The following is a 21,093-nucleotide window of genomic DNA, read 5'->3' as shown; positions in this document are numbered from 1 at the left end:
AACACTTACTATGTGATGTAGGCTAAAAAACAACCAAGGACTAAAATGAAAACATTACTCGTTTTTTTATTGCTAATAACACCACAATTAGCGATTAGCCAAACAACTAACATTTCTGATCAGCGCCCTCTCGCCGACATTCAAGTGCAGTTTTTGGATCAGCAAGGGAATTGGCATCGACTACAAAAAATACCTAATCGCCAATACCCACAAGAGTTACTTAATGTAGAAGGGAAAGGCTGTGCGATTGGTCGTTTTGATATTTCGACCTCTGGGCAAGTTGAAAATATTAAAATTGAAAACATCGAACCAACACGCTTCAGCAAACAGCTACAAAAAGTGACCCGCCAGCTAATAAGAGATTGGCGCTGGCCTGAGCAAGAACAACAAACAGAGCTCACAATGCGTTTCGATTATTGTTATGAAGATGATAAAACCCGAACTGAAATCACTCAACACTGTATTGCTCAATCAGAACAAGTGTGTGATTAAATATTTATGCTTTAGCGCTATTGAGCCCAAAGCCGGTATTGCCTACAATAGCGCACAATCTATTCAATGCAGATCACAATTATGACTGATACCAATAAACCTGAGTTACCAGACCAATTATCTATCAATCCACGCAGTAAGTTTTATGTTGAAGAAGTATTTGAACATGAAATTGGTGTAACCCTTAATGGCAAAGAGCGCTTTGACGTTGAAGAATATTGCATCAGCGAAGGTTGGATCAAAGTAGCCGCATCAAAAGCACTAGACCGCCGTGGCCAGCCTTTACTTATGAAAGTAAAAGGCACTGTAGACGTGTTTTATAAGTAACAGCTCAATTACTTCATTGTAGGCCCATTTATTAGGCTTACAATGAGGTATGTAGCGCACTTTTATAAGCTTCACGCGCTGGTAAAAGTGCCGTTATTATTGCAGCCACAGTGACTAAACCAGCCATCTGTAATGTGTGCCAAGTAAATAAACCTCCAACCAAAAACAAACCGAATTCTGTTGCTAACCAATCACCTAACATCATTAAGCTTGCACTAAGTAGTAGCACTGAGCTCACACTTGCCGCAAGAACAACCACTAACGCCTCGAGCAAAATTAAACTTAAAATAACTATCGGGCTAGCACCAACCACTCTTAACACGGCGATTTCACCTTTACGTTGTTGCATAGATGCAAGCAACATAGTTGATAAACCAAATAATGACGAGAGCAATACCAATAAACTGATCACACGTAGTAACTGCTCTACCGTGCCCATAAGCTGCCATAATTCGGTCATAGCAACGCCTGGTAACATGGCCATTAGTCTATCTTTACGGTAGTTGTTGAGTTGTCGTTGTAATGTAAACGTTGTGAATTTGGATTTCAGTCCTAACATCACCGCAGTAACACTTTTTGGGGTTAAATCTATTGCGCTATTATCGTTTAGCAGCAGACGTTGTTTACTTGCAGGTAAGTGAATTGCTTCAATTGCGGGTAAGCTAATGTGTAAAGTGTTGTCGACTGGTGTCCCCGTTGCTTTTAGAATCCCTGAAATGACAAACGGTGTATTATCGTGCTTGGTAAAGCTGGTGCTGCCAATACCATGTGCTATAACTATTTTATCGCCCAATTTGTAGTTTAATTTTTTAGCTACATCGGCGCCAATCACCACATCAAATAAGTCGCTAAATACCTTACCAACTTGCATTTTCAGTGGCTGTGCATCACCGTATTTATAATGTTTAAAATAACTGTCATCGGTGGCCATAACCCGAAACCCTCGGTGTGAATCTCCCAACGATATGGGGACTGCCCACTCTACTTGCTTATTATTTTTTAATAACTCATAGCTTTCATAACTAATATTATTAGTTGCGCTGCCCATTCTAAAAACAGCATATAATAGCAAGTTCAGTTGCCCACTAGGTGCCCCAACAATCAAATCTACACCGGTTATAGAACGACTAAAACTCTGCTTGGCTTGTAATCGAATATGCTCAACACTCAGTAGCACACTAATACTTATCAACAATGATAAAAACGTAAGCACCACTGACTTTCGTCGGTTTGCTAAGCTTTTGCATGCAAGTGTGATTAACATCGGGCTCCTAAGTGGTTCTGTCTATACACAATCAACTTTGATATGTTATAACAAACTAAACCTTAATTAATAGCCGTTATTTCTTATGTTTCGTGATTTACACTTTGCCAAGCAACCGTTTTTATTATTAGCCTTTTGTTTTTTAATCTCTTTAAGCTCCTACGCCAATGGCAATCAACCGGTAAGCTATCAGCAATTAGAGTGGACGCAATTGATGCCAGCTGATGACTTAGATGCTTTATTAAACCCACCAGAGTCTTTATACGATATTGAAGATGGTTCAGAGCAAGACGATTTAGATGTATTCAAACAAGGTGATGTGGAAGACCCTGAAACCACTCGTTACTTACAAGCATTATCATCAAGCAAAGTGATAGCTGAGTTTGACCAAAAAGCCATTCGCATCCCTGGGTTTATCGTTCCTTTAACATCAAATGCAGAGCAAAACGTCACTGAGTTTTTTATAGTGCCCTACTTTGGCGCATGTTTACATATGCCACCGCCACCACCGAATCAAATAATCTATTCAACATCTGAACAAGGTATTAAATTGGATAGCTTGTATGAGCCGTTTTGGTTTGAAGGTACGTTAGTAATTGAAAGTATTGAAAACAGCGTGGCGAGTTCAGCGTACCGGCTTCAGCTGAACAATGTAGCACCTTACGAAGAGTGAATTATAAGGCATGCCACCTCAAGATGCAGAATTCGCATCTTGAGGTGGTTTGGGTATAAGGCATGCCATTAATTGCGCCTGCCAATGAGCATCTGTTTGGGTGGCGATTATTTCGAGGCGGCTTTCAGCCACTTTTTCTAACGGTAACTCAGTTAACGTATCTGCTGTAAAGTTGTAACCGAATGTGCCTTGTTCTGTGAGTATAACAGCCTTCACACGTTCTACTTGCAAACCACTCAACCAAGTGTACAGCGTATCTCTGTTAAAAATTTTATCCGCCGCAAAGCGCCAACCAATAGCTTGGTAACCTTCACCTTTATTTTCAACCATTAGCATGCCAGATGCTGGGATGGCGACACTGTTAATATCTGATGTATGACTGCGTTGATGTTGGTGCTCATGGTGGTGATGATCGTGGCTATCACGATTCCATGCCGTCTTTGATTCACCCTCTAACAATGCAGGTTCAATTAAGCCTTGCTCAGCAAAAATCACCGGAATTTGCTTACCTTTGCGTGCTCTTACATAGTCTTGCAATAGGCTTTTATCTTCAGCTTGATAAAGATCTTGTTTATTACCCAGAATAATATCTGCAATATCTATTTGTTGGTTGAATGTATCGTGGCTAGTATAGCGAGTGTCATGTAGCTTTCTTGCATCAACGAGTGTCACATTATTTTGAATATCCAACACATTTTGATAGTGCGCAGAATTTAAGACCTCTAGCACCTCTTTTGGATGACCAAGTCCTGTCGGTTCAATTAATAACCTGTGTGGTTGGGCCTGTTTTAATAGTTGGTTTAGTGCTACTTGCATAGGCAATCCAGCTGTACAGCACATACAGCCACCGGGCACTTCTGTTATAAATACTTCGTCTCTTTTTCCATTTAAGTTATTTAGTAAACCGCCATCAATACCGATTTCGCCAAACTCATTTACTAATACGGCCCAACGTTCACTCTCTGGTTTATGTTTAAGTAATGACAAAATTGCCGTTGTTTTACCTACCCCTAAAAAGCCAGTAATTATATTAGTTGGAATACCTTGTAATGGTTTCGTGCTTGAATTCATAGGGAGTGCTTATAATCTCACGAGAAGAAATAATACAAAGTTATAATTACCAACAATTATAACTTGTCGTAGCCTTGCGGAAACTTATGATCAATAACCACCGCATTGTGAGCATGTAAACTTTCTTGATGCTCAACCTTGAACCAATAATCCGATATTTTCTCGTTGTTTTCCAGCGCTTGTTTTAAACGCCTTGCAGCATCTTCACAAAACATCAGGTTTTCGGCATTTAATTTTGCAAATGCTTGTTCGTCTTCGCGTTTTACCGCTGTTTGTACGGGCGTACCAATCACGTCTTCAAAGTTTTTGATCAGCGCTGAAAAGTCAGGTAGCTCATTATGCTGTAATTGCAGCTTTAAATAAGCAAAGGAGCGCTGGCTATGCGGTGTAGCAACAGAGCCTTGTTGCGAGCTTATCCACGTTAATAATGCCTCTTTTGATACCGACTCTTCGCTAAATTGCGTGGCAATTGCATCACTCATCGCTTGTCTTGATAGCGCGGCAGAGCAAGGGCAAGTACTAGAGTAAGGAATGCTTAATGACAGCTCTGTATTCATTTTTTCATTGATATATTCACAACGAATACTTACCGGGTAAGTTTGATAACCAAATTGCCCGCTCAGCAAAGCTGGCTTTCGTATCGTTAATTCAAAATCTAACTGCAGTCTTGCAGCTAGGCTTAAGCCCTCTTGTGAGCTAACGAGCGTCTGTAGTAAAGCTGTGAGCGCCCCCATTGTAAGTGGTTCATTAGTTAATGACTCTTTTAACCGCAAGTACAGCCGCGACATATGAATGCCTTTAGCATCCGCCTTATCTAAACTCACAAACACATTCGCTTTAGCAGATAGTGATGAACTAGGTTGCTCTGCAAGTGTTATTGGTAAGGCTATACCTTCCATACCCACCCATTTTAAAGGTAACGAAGCCGTTGTAAGTTGTTTAGATGTAACATCAGGTAAATTCATATTTATTATCTATCTTTTCATTCTTAGCGATTAAATAACAAAGGCATAGCAATGCCAGTTGTTGTAATTAGGTTTTGACCATCAAATACTTGCTCGCCATTAACCCAAGTAGCCTTTATTTTTGCCGGAAAACGGTGGCCATCAAATGGCGTCCAACCGCATTGATAACGGGCTGTTTCATGACTTGCTAGCGTTGAGTCATTCATATCAACTAACACTAGATCAGCAAAGTAACCTTCACGAATAAAGCCTCTGTCTATAATGTTGTAGCGTAATGCAGGGTTATGGGCCGTTTTTTCAACTACTAGCTCTATGGTTAAACGCTGTTGCTGTACATGCTCAAGTAAGGTGAGTAACGCATGTTCAACTAACGGTAGGCCAGCAGGGGCTTGACTATAAGGAGTCTGTTTTTCATCCCATGTGTGCGGGGCATGATCAGTGGCAATAATATCAATTTGACCATTGATCACTCCTTGCAACAACGCATCACGATCACTCTTAGCTTTGATCGCAGGGTTACATTTAATCAGGTTCCCGCGCTGAGCGTAGTCCTCTTCGCTAAACCACAAATGATGAACGCAGGCTTCGGCAGTAATATGTTTATTACGAATATCACCTGTTGAAAACAAGCTTAGCTCTTTTTCTGTCGTAATATGTAACACGTGCAATTGGCTTTGGTGCTTTTTAGCCAGTCCAACAGCATAAGATGAAGAAGCATAACAGGCCTGCGTATCACGAATAATTGGGTGATGTTGTATTTCTAGCGTCTTCCCTTGAAAAGTCTCAAGGTTTTTGGCAATAACACTGCCATCTTCACAGTGTGTAACTATAAGCGTTGGACTATGTTTGAATATTTCCTCTAACGCTGCGGGGTGCTCAACGAGTAAGTCACCTGTCGATGCGCCCATAAAAACTTTTACCCCACAATGACGCGCAGGATCGAGCCGTTTTATCTGCTCTAAATTGTTTTCTGTGGCACCTAAATAAAAACTGTAATTTGCCAAAGAGTTATCACGCCCTAGCGCAAACTTATGCTCCAATGCTTCAATGGTCGTGGTTGATGGGCTCACATTAGGCATTTCCATAAAGCTAGTAATACCACCAGCAACGGCTGCTCGCGACTCACTGGCTATGTTACCTTTATGCGTTAAACCAGGTTCACGAAAGTGCACTTGGTCATCAATCATGCCGGGCAATAAATAGCAGCCATCTGCTGCGATTATAGTATCACCAGCTTGTGCTGAAATTTCTGTTGCTATTTTTTCTATCCGGCCATCAACAATACGTACATCACTAATGTATGACTTGCCTTCATTAACAATCTTAGCCTGCTTTATTAATGTCACTTTCAATTTGCTTGCTCCGATACACTACCAGTGCATGGGCACTCTTCATCATCTTTAGCTAAACATTGACGATAATTAAACCAATGCGCAACAGCAATAAAAGCCGCACCAACAAGCGTAAACCCTTTCTCGCCTAACTCACCGAATAACGCCTCACCAGCAGTCACTGCGAGTACCATTAAAATCACACCAACAAACCCTGACACCATATAGCGAAAACGTTTATGCTTTTTACAACCTAAACTCAATGCAAGCACACTGGTAGGTATAACAGCCGCTAAAATCCAAAAATGAAACTGTTCGTTATCTAGTTGTAATGCTGCAAAGCTAGGTAATAGCGTCAGCAAAATAGGGGTTGCAAAGCAGTGGATTGTGCACATCATTGAAAGCCCGATCGCAAGCTTATCCATTACACTTTGTGTTGATTTCATTCTAGTTTCCTCTAATTGGTTTTAGGCGGCTTTGGTTTGCATTGGCAACATAAACCCGTAATTTCTAACTGTGACTTGCTCGGAGTGAAACCGGTAAATTCCACCTGTTCGAACAAAGTCTTTACTTTGTCATTCACATCATTCATCTCTATGACTTTGTTACATGAGCTGCAAATCAAAAACATAGATAGCTGATGCTGGCATCCGTCATTTGCATGACTGCATGCCATAAATTTATTCTCTGACTTTAATCGGTGTACTAAATCTACCGACTCTAGAAAGTCTAAAATTCGATAAACAGACATCGCCAAAATCGGCGCATCCATTACCTTATTGAATTGATCTGTCAGCTCATAAGCAGATAAAGGTTTTTTTGCTTTTAGTAATATTTCTAAAACTTGCTGGCGTTTTTCTGTGAGTTTCCCGCCTGAAGTCGCACACTTTACATCTGCAAAACGAATTGCTTTTTTAAGTTGTTGTTGGTTCACTCTAACCACACTAACTCAGGTTTACTTGGCTTGAGTTTTGCCATTCCTTGCCCCTTTTCATGACTCCATTGAACCTCTACCTGCTGCAATGAACTTGCCCACTCAAATACCGTTAGCGTTATTTTCTTAATGGGGGATTCACATAACAGTAAGTATTCAACCTTAATATCTTGATGTGTATGACCATCATCCTTCGCGCTGGGCAACGTTGACTCACTTTGCTCCATAACACACGCGCCATCTAACTTTACAACTTGTCCAATCACTGCCAACCGTTTATTAAGCGCAGCTACTCGCTCTATTTGTTCAGCCGTTTCTGGGGAATGTTCAAAACCAAGTACATCCGCTGCAGGTAAAGTAAATTGCAATTGCCAGTGCTGTTTTTGCTGCACAATTAGTAATTGCCCTTGACCATGAACATGCTGATGTTCATGGCTAAGAGCTAAAAAAGGCATTAGTAAAACTAACAGCATCTGGAACTGTAAATAACGATTTTTTATAACACCCACTTAAGTATCTCTAATAACAATAGCTAACTTTTGCTTGATACAATATAACATTTCAAGCACAATTGATACAGTATAACATACGACAAGGGAATCAAATGAAACGAAGATCTCAATTAGCTGTTTTGATAGCGGCTTTATTACCTGCAAGTGTGCTTGCAAATTCTATTGAAGGGACAGTACTCAACAACCAAGGCAAAGTTGTTGCTAACGCCACTGTAGAAGTTGAAGGCTCAGATATAACAGTATCTACGGATGAAAACGGTAAGTTTGTAATTACTGAACTAAAAGACGGTTTAAAAGAGCTTCACATAGTTGCATCAGGTTATGCTCACCTTCATAGCGATATAACAGTAAGTGGCGATGAAAATCAGTCGATTACATTTAATCTAAAACGTTCTCCAATCGAAGTTATTGACATTGAAGCCACTCCAATTCATATGTCTGCAATGGAATCCGCGTCTCCTGTTAGTGTTTTATCTGGCGAACAATTAAGACGCCAACAAGCTGCAACACTTGGTGATAGCCTAGAAAAACTACCTGGTGTTAATACTAACTTTCACGGCAAAGTAGCTAGTACGCCTATTATTCGTGGCTTAAGTGGCCCTCGCGTATTAATCACTCAAAATGGCCTTGATGTAAGTGACGTTTCACGTGTAGGTCCTGATCATTCAGTTGCTTCAGAGGCATCAACAGCACAACAAATCGAAGTTTTACGTGGCCCTGCAACATTATTTTACGGTAGTGGCGCAATTGGTGGTGTTGTTAATGTGGTTGATAACCGCGTACCAACAGACAGCACAACACGTGGCGAATGGAATCTTGAACATAACTCTGTTGATAATCAAAAAGTGGCTTCTGTTAACGCCACCACGGGCACAGATTCATTTGCTTTTTATGCTGATGCATTTTGGCGTGAATCGGATGACTATGAAATCCCAGTCGCTGCCGAAGTAGATCACGATGACCATGAAGAACACAGTGGTGACTACACGGTTGAAAACAGCAGTGAAGAATCTGATGGCTTCACTGTAGGTGCAAGCTATTTAATGGATAAAGGGTTTGTAGGTATTGCTATTGAGCAGTTTAACCGTCAATACGGAATCCCTGGTCACTCTCATGGCGATGAGGAAGAGCATAGCGATGAAGAAGAAAGCGTCTATGCCGATTTAGAACAAACCAAAATTCAACTACTCAGTGAGTACAACTTAGACAATGCATGGTTGAATAAAATAAACACACGCGTAGGCCACACAGAGTACGAACATGCTGAAATTGAAGGTGGCGTAGTTGGTACCACCTTCAAGAATGAAACCAATGAGTTACGCGTTGACTTATTACATAATCAATTTAATGAATGGAACGGTGGCTTAAGCTTCCATTACAAACAAAGCGATGTTGAAGCACAAGGTGAAGAAGCCTTTACTCCACCTTCACAAACACAAAGCTTTGCAATAGCACTGATGGAAGAAAAGCACTTCGGTGACTTTTTAGTACAACTAGGTGGTCGTGTTGAACATGTAACCCTTGATGCTAACAACGTGCTATTACCAAGCGTTGATGCTCATGCACACGATGAAGTCGAAGAGGTTGACGATCATGATCACGACCATGAAGAGTCCGCTGAGTATACTCGTGTATTTGACGTAGAGCATGAATTCACACCTGTCAGCTTATCAACGGGTGTTGTATGGGACTTTGCACCTAGCTACAACTTAGGATTATCAGTATCTCGTTCAGAGCGCGCCCCATCAGCATCAGAATTATTATCGTTCGGTCCTCACATTGGTACTGGCAGTTATGAAGTCGGTGCACTTTTTGATATTCATGATGGTCATTTTGAGCTATCTGATCAAACTATTGATTTAGAAACCGCTAATAACATTGATTTAACTTTCCGTAAAACGCAAGGTGATATCGGCTTCATTTTTAACGCTTTCTATAACCAAGTAGATAACTACTATTACCAAGTCGACACCGGGTTATACGCAGAAAGCGGCCACGACCATGGCGACGAGGAAACAGAAGAGGAACACGACCATTCATCTGAATTACCTGTTTATTTATTCAAAACAGATGACGTAATTTTACATGGTTTTGAAGCGCAATTTGCATGGCAATTAACGGATGAGTTTAAAGTAGATTTATTCTCAGATTACGTGCGTGCTCGCCTAAAAGATGGTGGTAATTTACCACGTACTCCACCACTTCGCTTCGGTACTGAGCTTAGTTATCAAACAGAAAAGCTAAGCGCACACCTGCACGTAACTCGCTACCAAGATCAAGACGATACAGCACCTGAAGAAACCGCCACCGATGGTTACACCATGCTTGATGCCAGTATTTCTTATGACTTATCAGTATTAAACCAAGATGTTTCACTATATCTGCGCGGCACTAACTTAACCGATACAGAAGCTCGCGTGCATAGCTCATTTTTGAAAGATATTGCACCACGTCCAGGACGTAGTTTTGCACTCGGTATTCGCGGTTATTTTTAAGCGCTAAAAAAATTATAAATTAAGGAAATTAACATGACTAAACTATTTAAATTAAAACTAATTGCACTGGCAATTAGCAGCACATTAATCACGGCTTGTGGCGATGCTGAAACCACGATTGTTGAAAAAGATCCAATTGAGGTACCTGAAGATGATCACGACCATGATCACGACGATGGCGATGATCATGATGATGATGAATACGCAATTGATTCATTAGGCAGACTTGCTGTACTTGCTGGTGATAGTAACGAAACCAGCTTTTTTGATTTAGATAACAATGAGCTGCTTGATACATTCTCACTTACAAATGAGTCAAATACACTATCTGCATCTCCTGATTTTCGTTATGCAATAATCACCAGCCGCAGCCAAGATTACCTAGGTTTTATTGATGGTGGTTTATGGCGCGAAGACCATGGTGAACACCTGCATGATTATAAGCAAGGTCCAGCACTTAGCAGCTATGAACTAACATCAGGTAGTCGCCCAACTCACCTTATGACTCATGACGGTCAATTGGCTATATTTTACGATGGTGATGCAGATTCAGGCACAGTTGCATCTGTTGAAGTATTAACAGATAACGATATCACTAGTGCCACAGCAGCATTACCAGGTATCACTTACGATATAAATATGCACGGTGTAGCAGAGCCTCGTGGTGAACACTTATTATCAACCATTCGTCGCGATGATGCAGAGACAACATCAGTAGCAACTGTGTTACCTGATCAAGTAGGTGTTTATCATTTTCATGATGGTGAATATGAGCTTGAACAAACTTTAGAGCTTACTTGCTCTGATTTACATGGTGCAGCACAAAACCACGATTATGTTGCTTTTGGCTGTAGTGACAGCATACTTTTAGCTCACCAACATGATGACGAGTACCACGCGGAAAAAGTAGCAAATATTGATGCAGTTGGCGACTTACGTATCGGTACTTTATATGGCCATGAAGACAATGAAACCTTTATTGGTGTTGCGTCTGGCCACGGTGGCGGACCTGCGGTAATCGTAAGCATCAACCCAAGCGAAGCTGAAATGGAAGAATTGGAATGGCAGCTAGCCGATGGCGCAAGTGCTGTTTCTTACTCTTTCTCAGCCAACGGCGAGCACTTTTTAGTTTTAGACAGCCTAGGCTTTTTAAACGTGCTTGAAGCACATGAGCACAACGGTCATACACATTGGGAACTAGCAGGTCAAGTTGATATCACTGAAGAAGACGTAACAACTATGCCTGAAGGCATGAGCTTTAGTATGACAGTGGCACAAAATGGTCAGTTTGCTTATGTAGCCGACCCAATCGCTCAACATGTAGTACAAGTACACCTAGAAGATTTAGAAATTGAAGGTGAACTAGAACTTACATTCCCACCAGCTGCAATCACTTGGTTAGGTATTGCAGAAGAGGAAGAAGAGCACGATCATTAAACTCGTAACGTGTTTAACTGTTAACATTTTAGGCTAACGCCACTAAATGAAAAACCCCGTAATTAGCTTAACTAATTACGGGGTTTTTATTATTTTTTAGCGATTCTCTATTTACGGCGCCAGCCGCTCCATACGTCATCTTCTTGGTTGGCTTTATTTTTCTTCTTTTTCTTACCAGTGCCTTCAGGCTTGGCCATTGGCTTTTCGTTTTTAAGCGCATCAGCGGCATCAAGGTTGGCTTGGTTTACGGCAAAGCCTGTTACTTCTTCGCGCTCTAGGCGTAGTTTGTTTTTCTTCTCAATCACCTTAAAGTGATGAAAGTCTTCATAATCAATCAGTGATAACGCTAAGCCAACTTCACCAGCACGGCCACTTCGGCCAATACGGTGCATATAATCAGCTGGGCTGCGCGGTAAATTAAAGTTAATAACTACTGGCAGCTTGGCAATATCTAAACCACGGGCGGCAATATCCGTGGCTATTAGCACTTCTATTTCACCGTTTTTAAACTTTTCGATTACCCGAGTACGCTCGCTTTGACCTTTATCGCCATGGAACACTTGTGCATTAACACCGCGCTTTTCAAGTTTGCCCGCTAAATGCTCACAGTCTCTTTTGGCGTTGACAAAAATAAGCGCCTGACGCCATTGATGAGCCTTAATTAAATGCGCTAAAACCGTGGTTTTTTCACCCTTATTTACGGTAAATACACGCTGCACTAAAGTGCTTTCGTCTTTGCTTTGTAGTTGTATTTCAACAGGGTCGTTTAACAGCTCTTGCGTTAATAGCTTAACTTGCTCTGGAAAAGTTGCTGAGAACAACATAGTTTGCTTTTTAGCAGGCATTAACGCTAACAACCCAGCAAGCTCTTCAGTAAAGCCAAGGCTCAACATGCGGTCAGCTTCATCAAGCACCAATGTATTCACTTTATCCAGCTTAATCGCATTACTTGAGATTAAATCGAGCAAACGCCCAGGAGTTGCCACGATAATGTCGGCACCGCCACGTAGTGCCTGCATTTGCGTATTAACCGACACACCACCAAACACCGCTACCGTTTTAATCGCACCATTAAAGTTTGCAGAGTACGATTTAACGCTATCAGCCACCTGCGTTGCCAGCTCGCGTGTAGGTACTAAAATAAGCCCTGATACAAAGTTACCTTTGCTCGGCGTTTTATTCACACCTTGCGCTAAAAACAGCGTTTGTAGCATTGGTAATGCAAAGGTTGCCGTTTTACCTGAGCCAGTATTTGCTCCAGCAATTAAGTCACTTCCCGCCAAAATACTTGGAATTGCTTGTGCCTGGATCGGCGTAGGTTGCGTGTATTCAAGATCAGACAATCGAGCAATTAGCTCTGGAATAAGGCCAAGTTCGTTGAAATTACTAGAGTTTGCGGCTGAGGTCATAAAAGGTGCTGGCTCATTACTAAAAATAGCCTGCAATTTTAGCGTATTTATTGCCCGTTAAGTAGGGATTAGTGATTTAAATATACAAAGAGAGCATTCACTCCTCTAAATCAATCAGTTATTATCAAAAGCCAAAGTAAATAAGTCATCAGTAGCAATATAAATTGCTCTGAACGTTTTATCACCATGTTCATTTTCATACTACAGCGTTTATCCAATTAATATAATTTTGACTCAAAACCAATAACTCAATAATATCTTTAGTAAATCTAACAGGGACAGTTTTGTATGGATACCTCCTTACTACTAATAAGCGCATTGCTTTACTTCTTTTTACCTCTGTGGGGAATAGCAGGCTTTGTTGACTGGTGTTGTCATAGAGCCACCAAAATAGAGCACACTTCTGGTATTAAAGAAACACTAATGCATTCTGTTATGGGCATCCAAATGGGGCTGCCTATTGTTCTTTGCCTCGTATTTGATGTTAATGCTTTAATTCTATTAATTTGCACCATTACGTGGGTGTTACACGAAATTGTTGCTCACATGGACGTTAGATACGCATCTCCAATAAGAGAAATATCTATTTGGGAAATGCATGCACATACTTACTTGGGCTCATTACCTTTATATATGCTAACTAGCATTATCCTTATTAATTGGGATCATTTTTTAAAATTAATCACACTAGATTTTGCAGGTGAGATGACTTTTAAACTACTTGATAGCCCTTACGGTACGGCTAGTTATTTACCCGCTTACTTAACATTTATGGCTATTGTATGTATTTTCCCTTACATGGAAGAAAATATTCGCTGTCTCTATGTTTATTTTAAGGGAAGAAAAAATTGAACGTCTATATAAATAGTACAGGCAGCTACTTACCTGGTGAGCCGATAGGAAACGATAAAATCGAAGACGTGCTGGGTTTAGTCAATCAAAAGCCGAGTCGATTAAAAAATAAAATTTTAAAATCAAATGGGATTAAATTTCGCCATTACGCAATAAATACTAACCAAGAAACCGTCGAAACAAACTGCGACCTTGCAACAAAAGCAGCAATAGAGTGCATTGAAAATAGTTTTGTTGCTAGAAAAAAAATACAGTTGCTAAGCTCTGCCACCAGCCAAGGTGATATGGTTTTACCTGGCTTTAGCAGCATGCTACAAGCCGAGTTAGATATTCCCGAGCTTGAAATTAATACCAGCCATGGTATTTGCTCTAGCAGCATGATGGCGCTTAAATATGCTTATGCAAATGTTAAAGCCGACTTAAGTAGCAATGCACTGGTAGTTGCCAGTGAATTCGCTTCTCGCTTATTCAAACACACGCGCTATGAAGCACTTGAAAATAATAGCATCGATTTCAACGCTGAGTTTCTACGATGGATGCTATCTGATGGCGCAGGAGCGCTACTTCTCGAAAATATCCCTAGACCAAATACAACCAGCTTAAAAATTGAATGGATCAAAAGCTTTTCTCACGCTGATGCATACTCAACATGTATGTCGATTGGTAAAAGTAAAGACGAGCAAATAAAAACGTGGCAAGACTACCCTAACTATTCAGAAGCAGAAAGTGCAGGCGCACTTATGCTCAGACAAGATGTAAGGTTATTAGACAATATCGTCTCTGTAGGTGTGAATGGTTTTTTAAAGCTAATTAGTGCTGGAGATATAAAAGTAGCCGAAATAGACCATGTATTGTGTCATTTTTCGTCTCATTATTTCAAAGGTAAAATTTTTGAGATGTTAGAACAAGCTGGCGCTATGGTCCCTGAACAAAAATGGTACACCAACCTATACGAACGGGGCAATACAGGCTGCGCCTCTTTGTTTATCATGCTCGATGAATTTATAAAAACACACCAGTTAAACTCGGGTGCAAAAATACTTTGCATGGTGCCTGAGTCAGGCCGCTTCAACTGCGCTTATATGCTGCTCACTGTAGAGAATTAATATGGAACAATTTATACAAACAGATCTTGGCAAAAAATGCCTTCATGAGCTGCTTAATACTTGGCTTGATTTTGATAAAAACTTATCAAAAGTACCTATTATTAAGCGCCTAGAAACAGGCAAACTGAGCCAAGAAGATTACCGCGAACTCTTGTTAAATATGCGCCAACAAGTAATTGAAGGCTCTCGATGGATTAGCAGAAGCGCATCAAGTTTTGATCGCCATTATAGTGACGTACGTTCTGCGGTAATTCATCACGCATATGATGAACATCAAGATTATCTCATGATTGAGCAAGACTATGTTGCTGCGGGAGGGTTGCTTTCAGAGATACAAACGGGCACTAAAAACATAGGCTCAGAAGCACTTCATGGTTATTTAATGTATACAGCAAGCTTACCAAACCCCGTTTCTCTTATTGGCGCAATGTGGATTATCGAAGGGCTCGGTAATAAAATGTCATTGAAATGGGCTAAGCTCATTAACGAATACTTTGATCCCCCATCAACTATCACTCGTTTTTTAGAATATCACGGACAAAATGATGCCGATCATCTTAAAGAGCTGTATCAATTAATAGATCGCGTCGCCTCTTCTGAAGAGCAAATAGACGCCATAGTAAAAACAGCAAAAGTAGTTGGACGCCTTTATTGTCTGCAGCTTGAGGAAGTAGATAATAATGAGTAACAAACAAAGTGCTTACCTTAAAGCAATAAAAGCAGATGATTCGATACCGATAGAAAAAGAAGCACTTTTACTTTGGCACAAAGATATAGAAAATGGCTTTCGCTGGGTACTCAGGCCAATCGCACAATTTGTATTTGCAATACTACTGCATATTATTTGGTTCTTTAAGCGGCTTCCCTTACCCCAATTTAGCGCACATATATTTTTACAGAAAACAATTTGCTGGTTTTGCAAACACTTTGTGTCTATTGAAGCTAACCAATTAATTTTAAGACACTTTGCTACAGAGTCGAATATCTTAAACTTTCTAGCCGAGAACACAGGACATGATCACAGAGTGAATTTATACCCCAAGACAATACCTGAAATGCTAGATAATAGCTTTGTTGACCATGACCAAGAACTATTCGAGTCATTTGCAAAGCTTGGGAATATACCAACAGATACCCAAGTAGCTCCCCCATATAAATGGGATAGTTGGCAAGCTATCAATATGAGTGACTTTTCGATTGAACGTAAAGCAACACAAGTGATTGACTTTGAGACAGCTCACGCATTATTTATGTGCCTATTTTGTTTACTCTTAAAGCGTGATGAATACCGTGATGCAATCAATGGCTTCAACTTAGATCAAAGTATAGCGATTAGAATTGGCAGAATAATTAACGATAACTCACTCACAGAGTACGCTTATAATAAATACCCACACTACTTAGTTGGCCCTTGGAACCTTGGGCAACGCTTTCTTATGCATGGTTTTTTTACAGAGCACATGTACGCTAAACTTGAAGCTTTGAGAAAAGAACAAATGACTGACTAGCGCATCAATAAAATTAGCGAGATCCTCAAAGTAATTTATTTGACTATCCCTGTTAGCGCCTCAAACCCATAGAGGCTTTCATAAAAAGCCAACAACTAAGTTGGCAATATTATTAGTTCTTGCTCAGCTCTGCTTGCAACCTAGCTTTTGTATCTTTTAAGTAATTTATATAAGGATATGAGTCATCTGCAATAACTAAAGCAGATTCCATCTGTTCAAGCGCTTGACGAGTATCGCCTTGCATTTCATAACCATAAGATAGGGCAGAAAACGCATCGACTGATTTTGGGTGGTTTTTTAAATTGTACTTAAACACCTCAATAGCACGAGTAAACTGCTTGCTTCGCGTTAAGTTATAACCGAGTGATCTAACAGCACGATCTGGTGGCGAAATTTGCTCGCCCCATTGCTGAGATAAGTTTTGATAATAAGCATCAATAGAGGCTACATCGTCAGTTAAAGCACTTATGGGCATTTGTTTAGGCAAAAATAAGTTGTAGTAGGCATTAAATACGCCAGCAGCAGTGGTTAAGCCATGCGAGATACCATCAAACGCATCATTAAAAAAGCGTAATCCCCGCAGCGATTGCAGTGATTGCTGCAATTCATCGTACCTTTCTCGCATTATGCCAGCTTCTTCGCCGATATTAATGTAAACGTAGCTGTTAAGCTCTTTGTTTTTAGCTATAAATGATTTTGTACTTTTTACCATTGCGCCATAATTCCACCAAACCGCAGGACTATACGCAATATGCGCTTGGAATAGTTCAGAGTTTGCCTGCAACGCATATAGCGCAAATACACCACCAGCAGATGCGCCAGCAATCACGTTATAATTATGCGTACGATAGTTCTTATTTACTAAAGGAATAAGCTCTTGTTCAAAGAACGCTAAAAATTTTGCCGCGCCGCCCCCCTCCCCGACAGGCCCTTGTGGCTCTTTATTCACTGTAGGATACATATCTCTGAGTCGATTAGTGTTTTCAATAGCGACAATAATAACCTCAGGCGCACGATTATCATTTTGTAAACGCTCAATAATAGCACTGGCAAGCGGTATATTACCCGCTCCATCTAACCGATAAATCACTGGGTAGACTTTATTTGACTCAGATTGATAGCTCTTTGGTAATTGCACTGTAACTGTGCGTTCTTCGTCTAAAACAGCCGATTTAAAAGTATGCGTGTGCTGGAAGTAATCTGTACTTTGGTGTTTCATATCCGATTGTGCAAAGGCACTTTGTGAACTAAAAACACAAAAACTAATAAAACACAGAGTGGTGATTAAGCGCATAACTAATCCCTTAGAGAATAATAAGTTACTTAAGTTAACAGAGTTTCAGGCATAAAAGAAGCTTACGGGCAGCCATCGCGTTAACGCCCATGCCTTAAGCTAATTTCATCATCACTGACAGCTATTGGAATGAGAAGCTCGTCTTGAAGAATCTCACCAGCAGTACACATCCGCTTTACCTCCAAATCTAAATGGATCGATAAAAAGTCGCTAACCGCTTGAATTACAATACATAACCATAATTTTTTATTAAAAACTCAGTGGGTTAAAAGGTAAAAAATTCGCATTTTTCATAAAATACAACATATATGTTGTTGGGAGTGCCAGAAGAGGGCAAATAAAAACTTACGAGTGACAACAGATATTCCAATTTTACGGCTATACGTTTATTTATCTTCTACACAGAGCCATAAAAAGCAGACTTAAAAATAATAGGCTGGGACATATTTTGATTGGAGTAAGAAGATGATGCGCTACAGGCCTTGAAAATAAAGCACTAATTAAACATAAAGTTTTTGTTTCCAAAGTATGTATTTATAATACATTATAATATACGCAGTGTGACAAAAGGAAGATAACTATGATTGAGTCTCATCTATTGAAGATTGGGGGCATGCTGAGTACAGAATTAAAAACTCATGTAATGAGTACTGTAAAAGTCAGCTCAGATACAGCAAGAAAAAGAATACAACGAGAAGAAAAAAACAACCCTAATGTTTGCAAATTATTAGGATTAAGCTTCAGAAATGGCTCTGTTTTTTATTACCACAAGAATCATTTTGGCAGTACTCTCTACTGGCGCGCTCTATATAAAGCTTTCATAGATTCGAAGTCAGCATATTCATATGCAGTTGCAGCGTTACTTGCGCGTGACAAGATAATGCCTTCCGAGATATTCCCTATTCATTGTGGAATACCTGCTCGCATGGCTAAAAACCTCTCTTATGAAAGAGTGTTAACTGACCTAAAAGCGGTAAATGCTATCAGGGAATATTTTATTCCAAAGGTCGGTGATTGTATTTCGCTAATGCAACAAGATGAATATTTGAAATTTGAAGGAGAAAAAATCAAAGCCTGCTTATTGGCGGAAGAAGTGTTAATTAGCTCCTTAGGAAGTTGGTTAAAAAAATTAAATATTGCTAGCTTCAAAAAAGTTGCATTCAATCGCTCCGAAAAGAGCCAATTGGTAAACGGATTCTACTGGGATATTTCAGCCCCTTCATATCTAACTCCCTTAATTTCAATCGATGATAAGGGCCAAAAGCCAGGGTTTGTTGTATGTGATGTTATGCTAAATGTAAAAGTAGATGACATTGCCATATCCCCTTTTCTCAACAAGGTGAGAAAATCTCAATTCAGTAAAAAGCAGGGGCGATGTATATACATATTTGTAGCCGAAGAATACACCGAAGGGGCATTCGATTTAGCTAAGAAAGCAGGTGTAATACCTGCAACAACCAGAAATCTGTTTGGGCGAGATGTTGAAGAAGCATTAAAGTCTGTTATTTCTGTCTTTAGCCACTTGGCTTCTTTTATTGATAGACCAGAGCAAATTAATGATCTTTTTAAGCGTTTAAACAAGATAGAAGGTGCTGTAGGGAATTTGAGAGGAACACTTTTTGAATTTATCGTAGCAGAATCTCTAAGAGCAATATATCCACGAGTAGAACTTGGAATAAAGCTCAAATCAACGATAAATGATAAAAAATACGATGCTGACATTATGATAACAAAACCAGATGAAACGCTGATTATTGAATGTAAATCGGGACATGCAGGCGCAGTGTTAGCACACGAACAAGTTGTACATTGGTTGCAAGAACAGGTTCCAAATATGTATAAAACATTGGCGCAAAGTGATAATCAACAAGAACGAAAGTATTCATTCGAACTTTGGAGTACAAAAGAGTTAAGAGTTGAGTCCATCCAATTAATTCAACGAGTATCGAGCGACTTAAAAAAATATAGTGTTAGCTTCAAGACTTGTAATGACGTTCGTCAAGAAATCAATAAATCAAATCAAAAAGGACTACTCGATTTACTTGACCAGCATTACTTAAAACATCCTCTAAATAAGCTTTAAATATAAAATTCGTAATTTTACAATCAAACATAAAACTGCAATTATTGATGATGTAAAAAAGCTTGGACTTCAACTAAAAAAGGAAATTAAAAACATGCACCTATCACAAATAAATACATTTAACTTTAGGCAGTTGAAAAATTTCTCACTAGCGTTGAATAAAGGTTTGAATGTGTTGGTTGGTGAAAACAATGCAGGCAAAACAGCTGTTATTGATGCTATAAGAATAGTTTTAGATACTAACTCAGCAGAGTGGGTTAGCTTAAAGGCTTCTGACTTATCTACCAGCGAGACAGAATTAAGAATTCAACTCAAATTTGAAGAATTGTCAGACCATCAAGCTGGCGTATTTTTAGAACATTTAACAAATGAAAAAGTTGAAGAAGGTGTTGAAATAGCAGGGTTTTACATTAATTTAATAGCACAATTAACAGAACACCCCTATAAGAAAACACAATTTATAAAGACCGAAGTGCGTTCTGGAGTTAATGCTGATGGTCCAGTAATAGAACGAGATATTCGAGAATATCTTGCAACAACATACCTAAAACCTCTTCGGGATGCAGATGCTGAGCTATCTGCGGGTCGTTCTTCAAGGTTGTCTCAAATATTGGGCAGCAAATCTAGTTTGGCTGGTGATGTTGATGCAACAAAGCGCATTATAGAGATGTTAACAGCAGCCACACAAAACATACAAAATGATGCCGCCATAACTTTAGTTCAAGAAAAAATCTCAAGGCTACTTGAAACGTTGACGTTCAAAAACTCCTCTTTTAGCCCAGTGATGAACTTAATTGGCAATATTGAATACGGCAATATGAGTGAAACTGAAAAAACGCTAGCTTTAAAATCAATTCTCGAAAAGCTTTCTCTTGAGTTAGATAGCACAGGTGTAAAACATGGACTCGGATACAGTAGTTTATTATTCATGGCTGCTGAATTAATGTTAATAAAACAGGAAGAAAATCAATATCCATTGTTACTAATAGAAGAACCTGAAGCACACCTCCACCCTCAACTTCAATTAAAATTCATTAAATATCTAAGTGAAGAGAATCAGCAACTTCAATGCATTTTATCTACTCACAGTCCAGTACTATCATCCAAAGTTCCATTAGAAAACTTAACATTAATGCAAGAAGGGGTGGCATACCCTCTAAGAAAAGGGTTTACAGCACTTTTGCCAGAAGACTATGTTTTTCTCGAAAAGTTTTTAGTGTTGTGGTCAACTAATTCCGGACAGTGAATTAAGTTTATCTTCTGCTACAGCAGGAGCAACCATTTGATTATGGCTATGCGGCCTGCGCCAGTTATAGTAATTCATCAAATAATAGCTAATA

General features: G+C 39.7%; 20 protein-coding genes. 11 read left to right on the top strand and 9 right to left on the bottom strand.

Annotation, left to right across the window (positions count from 1 at the left end; translation table 11 throughout):
- Positions 1-45: 45 nt before the first annotated feature.
- Positions 46-492 (top strand): energy transducer TonB, encoded by a 447-nt coding sequence (locus AAEU30_RS09355; RefSeq protein WP_421960261.1) that lies wholly within the window; start codon positions 46-48, stop codon positions 490-492.
- 81 nt (positions 493-573) lie between these two features.
- Positions 574-819 (top strand): DUF3297 family protein, encoded by a 246-nt coding sequence (locus tag AAEU30_RS09350; RefSeq protein WP_421960260.1) that lies wholly within the window; start codon positions 574-576, stop codon positions 817-819.
- Between the two features lie 37 nt (positions 820-856).
- On the opposite strand, the gene AAEU30_RS09345 is transcribed toward AAEU30_RS09350, so the two are convergent.
- The gene (locus AAEU30_RS09345; RefSeq protein WP_421960259.1) at positions 857-2,083 is read right to left on the bottom strand and encodes an ABC transporter permease; all 1,227 of its coding nucleotides are present in this window, start codon (positions 2,081-2,083) and stop codon (positions 857-859) included.
- Between the two features lie 85 nt (positions 2,084-2,168).
- Between AAEU30_RS09345 and AAEU30_RS09340 the strand changes: the two genes are divergently transcribed.
- Positions 2,169-2,756 (top strand): DUF3299 domain-containing protein, encoded by a 588-nt coding sequence (locus AAEU30_RS09340; RefSeq protein ID WP_421960258.1) that lies wholly within the window; start codon positions 2,169-2,171, stop codon positions 2,754-2,756.
- A gap of 18 nt (positions 2,757-2,774) precedes the next feature.
- Here the strand turns inward: AAEU30_RS09340 and AAEU30_RS09335 are convergent, their stop codons facing one another.
- Genes AAEU30_RS09335 through AAEU30_RS09310 form a run of 6 tightly spaced genes read right to left on the bottom strand, consistent with a single transcriptional unit; the run spans position 2,775 to position 7,512 of the window.
- Positions 2,775-3,827 carry a CobW family GTP-binding protein gene (locus AAEU30_RS09335; protein ID WP_421960257.1) on the bottom strand — a complete coding sequence of 351 codons (1,053 nt, stop codon included), beginning with the start codon at positions 3,825-3,827 and terminating at the stop codon, positions 2,775-2,777.
- A 56-nt stretch (positions 3,828-3,883) separates the two neighbouring features.
- The gene (gene folE2 / locus AAEU30_RS09330; RefSeq protein ID WP_421960404.1) at positions 3,884-4,798 is read right to left on the bottom strand and encodes a GTP cyclohydrolase FolE2; all 915 of its coding nucleotides are present in this window, start codon (positions 4,796-4,798) and stop codon (positions 3,884-3,886) included.
- A 17-nt stretch (positions 4,799-4,815) separates the two neighbouring features.
- Positions 4,816-6,144 (bottom strand): dihydroorotase, encoded by a 1,329-nt coding sequence (locus AAEU30_RS09325; RefSeq protein ID WP_421960256.1) that lies wholly within the window; start codon positions 6,142-6,144, stop codon positions 4,816-4,818.
- Entirely contained in the window at positions 6,141-6,569 is a 429-nt protein-coding gene (locus AAEU30_RS09320) for a MerC domain-containing protein (protein WP_421960255.1), read from the bottom strand. Before AAEU30_RS09320 ends, AAEU30_RS09325 begins: the two co-directional genes overlap by 4 nt.
- Positions 6,570-6,580: 11 nt before the next feature.
- Positions 6,581-7,057, bottom strand: coding sequence for a Fur family transcriptional regulator (locus AAEU30_RS09315; protein ID WP_421960254.1), 477 nt, complete (start codon positions 7,055-7,057; stop codon positions 6,581-6,583).
- Entirely contained in the window at positions 7,054-7,512 is a 459-nt protein-coding gene (locus tag AAEU30_RS09310) for a ZrgA family zinc uptake protein (protein WP_421960253.1), read from the bottom strand. The genes AAEU30_RS09315 and AAEU30_RS09310 overlap by 4 nt, the downstream gene beginning before the upstream one ends.
- A 149-nt stretch (positions 7,513-7,661) precedes the next feature.
- Here AAEU30_RS09310 and AAEU30_RS09305 point away from each other — a divergent pair, with 149 nt between their 5' ends.
- Complete coding sequence (locus AAEU30_RS09305; protein ID WP_421960252.1) at positions 7,662-10,064, top strand: TonB-dependent receptor; 2,403 nt, start codon at positions 7,662-7,664, stop codon at positions 10,062-10,064.
- A 33-nt stretch (positions 10,065-10,097) separates the two neighbouring features.
- Positions 10,098-11,501: a 5-methyltetrahydrofolate--homocysteine methyltransferase gene (locus AAEU30_RS09300; protein ID WP_421960251.1), complete on the top strand. Its 1,404-nt coding sequence runs from the start codon at positions 10,098-10,100 to the stop codon at positions 11,499-11,501.
- Between the two features lie 107 nt (positions 11,502-11,608).
- Here AAEU30_RS09300 and AAEU30_RS09295 read toward each other — a convergent pair whose 3' ends face one another.
- On the bottom strand, positions 11,609-12,910 hold the full coding sequence (locus AAEU30_RS09295) for a DEAD/DEAH box helicase (protein WP_421960250.1): 1,302 nt from the start codon (positions 12,908-12,910) through the stop codon (positions 11,609-11,611).
- Between the two features lie 288 nt (positions 12,911-13,198).
- On the opposite strand from AAEU30_RS09295, the gene AAEU30_RS09290 reads away from it, so the two are divergent.
- From AAEU30_RS09290 to AAEU30_RS09275, 4 genes are read left to right on the top strand one after another with little or no spacing between them, the layout of a single operon-like run.
- On the top strand, positions 13,199-13,762 hold the full coding sequence (locus AAEU30_RS09290; protein WP_421960249.1) for a diguanylate cyclase: 564 nt from the start codon (positions 13,199-13,201) through the stop codon (positions 13,760-13,762).
- A complete protein-coding gene (locus tag AAEU30_RS09285; RefSeq protein ID WP_192541901.1) occupies positions 13,759-14,868 on the top strand; it encodes a beta-ketoacyl-ACP synthase III in 1,110 nt (369 codons plus the stop codon). The genes AAEU30_RS09290 and AAEU30_RS09285 overlap by 4 nt, the downstream gene beginning before the upstream one ends.
- 1 nt (position 14,869) lies before the next feature.
- On the top strand, positions 14,870-15,556 hold the full coding sequence (locus AAEU30_RS09280; RefSeq protein ID WP_421960248.1) for an iron-containing redox enzyme family protein: 687 nt from the start codon (positions 14,870-14,872) through the stop codon (positions 15,554-15,556).
- Positions 15,549-16,376, top strand: a complete 828-nt coding sequence (locus AAEU30_RS09275; RefSeq protein WP_421960247.1) for a DUF6999 family protein — start codon at positions 15,549-15,551, stop codon at positions 16,374-16,376. Before AAEU30_RS09280 ends, AAEU30_RS09275 begins: the two co-directional genes overlap by 8 nt.
- Before the next feature lie 112 nt (positions 16,377-16,488).
- On the opposite strand, the gene AAEU30_RS09270 is transcribed toward AAEU30_RS09275, so the two are convergent.
- Positions 16,489-17,670, bottom strand: a complete 1,182-nt coding sequence (locus tag AAEU30_RS09270; RefSeq protein ID WP_421960246.1) for an alpha/beta hydrolase-fold protein — start codon at positions 17,668-17,670, stop codon at positions 16,489-16,491.
- Positions 17,671-18,250: 580 nt separating this feature from the next.
- Here AAEU30_RS09270 and AAEU30_RS09265 point away from each other — a divergent pair.
- Both AAEU30_RS09265 and AAEU30_RS09260 read left to right on the top strand, forming a co-directional pair.
- Positions 18,251-19,753, top strand: coding sequence for a hypothetical protein (locus AAEU30_RS09265; RefSeq protein WP_421960245.1), 1,503 nt, complete (start codon positions 18,251-18,253; stop codon positions 19,751-19,753).
- 94 nt (positions 19,754-19,847) lie between these two features.
- Positions 19,848-20,999, top strand: coding sequence for an ATP-dependent nuclease (locus AAEU30_RS09260; protein ID WP_421960244.1), 1,152 nt, complete (start codon positions 19,848-19,850; stop codon positions 20,997-20,999).
- Positions 21,000-21,093 lie beyond the last annotated feature (94 nt).

It is taken from the genome of Pseudoalteromonas mucoides (assembly GCF_049257175.1).
GTDB lineage: Bacteria > Pseudomonadota > Gammaproteobacteria > Enterobacterales > Alteromonadaceae > Pseudoalteromonas.
The sequence above is the reverse complement of the archived record's forward strand: the minus strand, read 5'-3'. Positions and strand labels throughout refer to the sequence as shown.

What these genes read in the sequence shown, in the direction of transcription:
- AAEU30_RS09355 (WP_421960261.1), top strand. Translation starts at nt 46, where the DNA reads ATGAAAACATTACTCGTTTTTTTATTGCTAATAACACCACAATTAGCG.
- AAEU30_RS09350 (WP_421960260.1), top strand. Translation starts at nt 574, where the DNA reads ATGACTGATACCAATAAACCTGAGTTACCAGACCAATTATCTATCAAT.
- AAEU30_RS09345 (WP_421960259.1), bottom strand. Translation starts at nt 2,083, where the DNA reads ATGTTAATCACACTTGCATGCAAAAGCTTAGCAAACCGACGAAAGTCA.
- AAEU30_RS09340 (WP_421960258.1), top strand. Translation starts at nt 2,169, where the DNA reads ATGTTTCGTGATTTACACTTTGCCAAGCAACCGTTTTTATTATTAGCC.
- AAEU30_RS09335 (WP_421960257.1), bottom strand. Translation starts at nt 3,827, where the DNA reads ATGAATTCAAGCACGAAACCATTACAAGGTATTCCAACTAATATAATT.
- AAEU30_RS09320 (WP_421960255.1), bottom strand. Translation starts at nt 6,569, where the DNA reads ATGAAATCAACACAAAGTGTAATGGATAAGCTTGCGATCGGGCTTTCA.
- AAEU30_RS09310 (WP_421960253.1), bottom strand. Translation starts at nt 7,512, where the DNA reads ATGCCTTTTTTAGCTCTTAGCCATGAACATCAGCATGTTCATGGTCAA.
- AAEU30_RS09305 (WP_421960252.1), top strand. Translation starts at nt 7,662, where the DNA reads ATGAAACGAAGATCTCAATTAGCTGTTTTGATAGCGGCTTTATTACCT.
- AAEU30_RS09300 (WP_421960251.1), top strand. Translation starts at nt 10,098, where the DNA reads ATGACTAAACTATTTAAATTAAAACTAATTGCACTGGCAATTAGCAGC.
- AAEU30_RS09295 (WP_421960250.1), bottom strand. Translation starts at nt 12,910, where the DNA reads ATGACCTCAGCCGCAAACTCTAGTAATTTCAACGAACTTGGCCTTATT.
- AAEU30_RS09290 (WP_421960249.1), top strand. Translation starts at nt 13,199, where the DNA reads ATGGATACCTCCTTACTACTAATAAGCGCATTGCTTTACTTCTTTTTA.
- AAEU30_RS09280 (WP_421960248.1), top strand. Translation starts at nt 14,870, where the DNA reads ATGGAACAATTTATACAAACAGATCTTGGCAAAAAATGCCTTCATGAG.
- AAEU30_RS09275 (WP_421960247.1), top strand. Translation starts at nt 15,549, where the DNA reads ATGAGTAACAAACAAAGTGCTTACCTTAAAGCAATAAAAGCAGATGAT.
- AAEU30_RS09270 (WP_421960246.1), bottom strand. Translation starts at nt 17,670, where the DNA reads ATGCGCTTAATCACCACTCTGTGTTTTATTAGTTTTTGTGTTTTTAGT.
- AAEU30_RS09265 (WP_421960245.1), top strand. Translation starts at nt 18,251, where the DNA reads ATGATTGAGTCTCATCTATTGAAGATTGGGGGCATGCTGAGTACAGAA.
- AAEU30_RS09260 (WP_421960244.1), top strand. Translation starts at nt 19,848, where the DNA reads ATGCACCTATCACAAATAAATACATTTAACTTTAGGCAGTTGAAAAAT.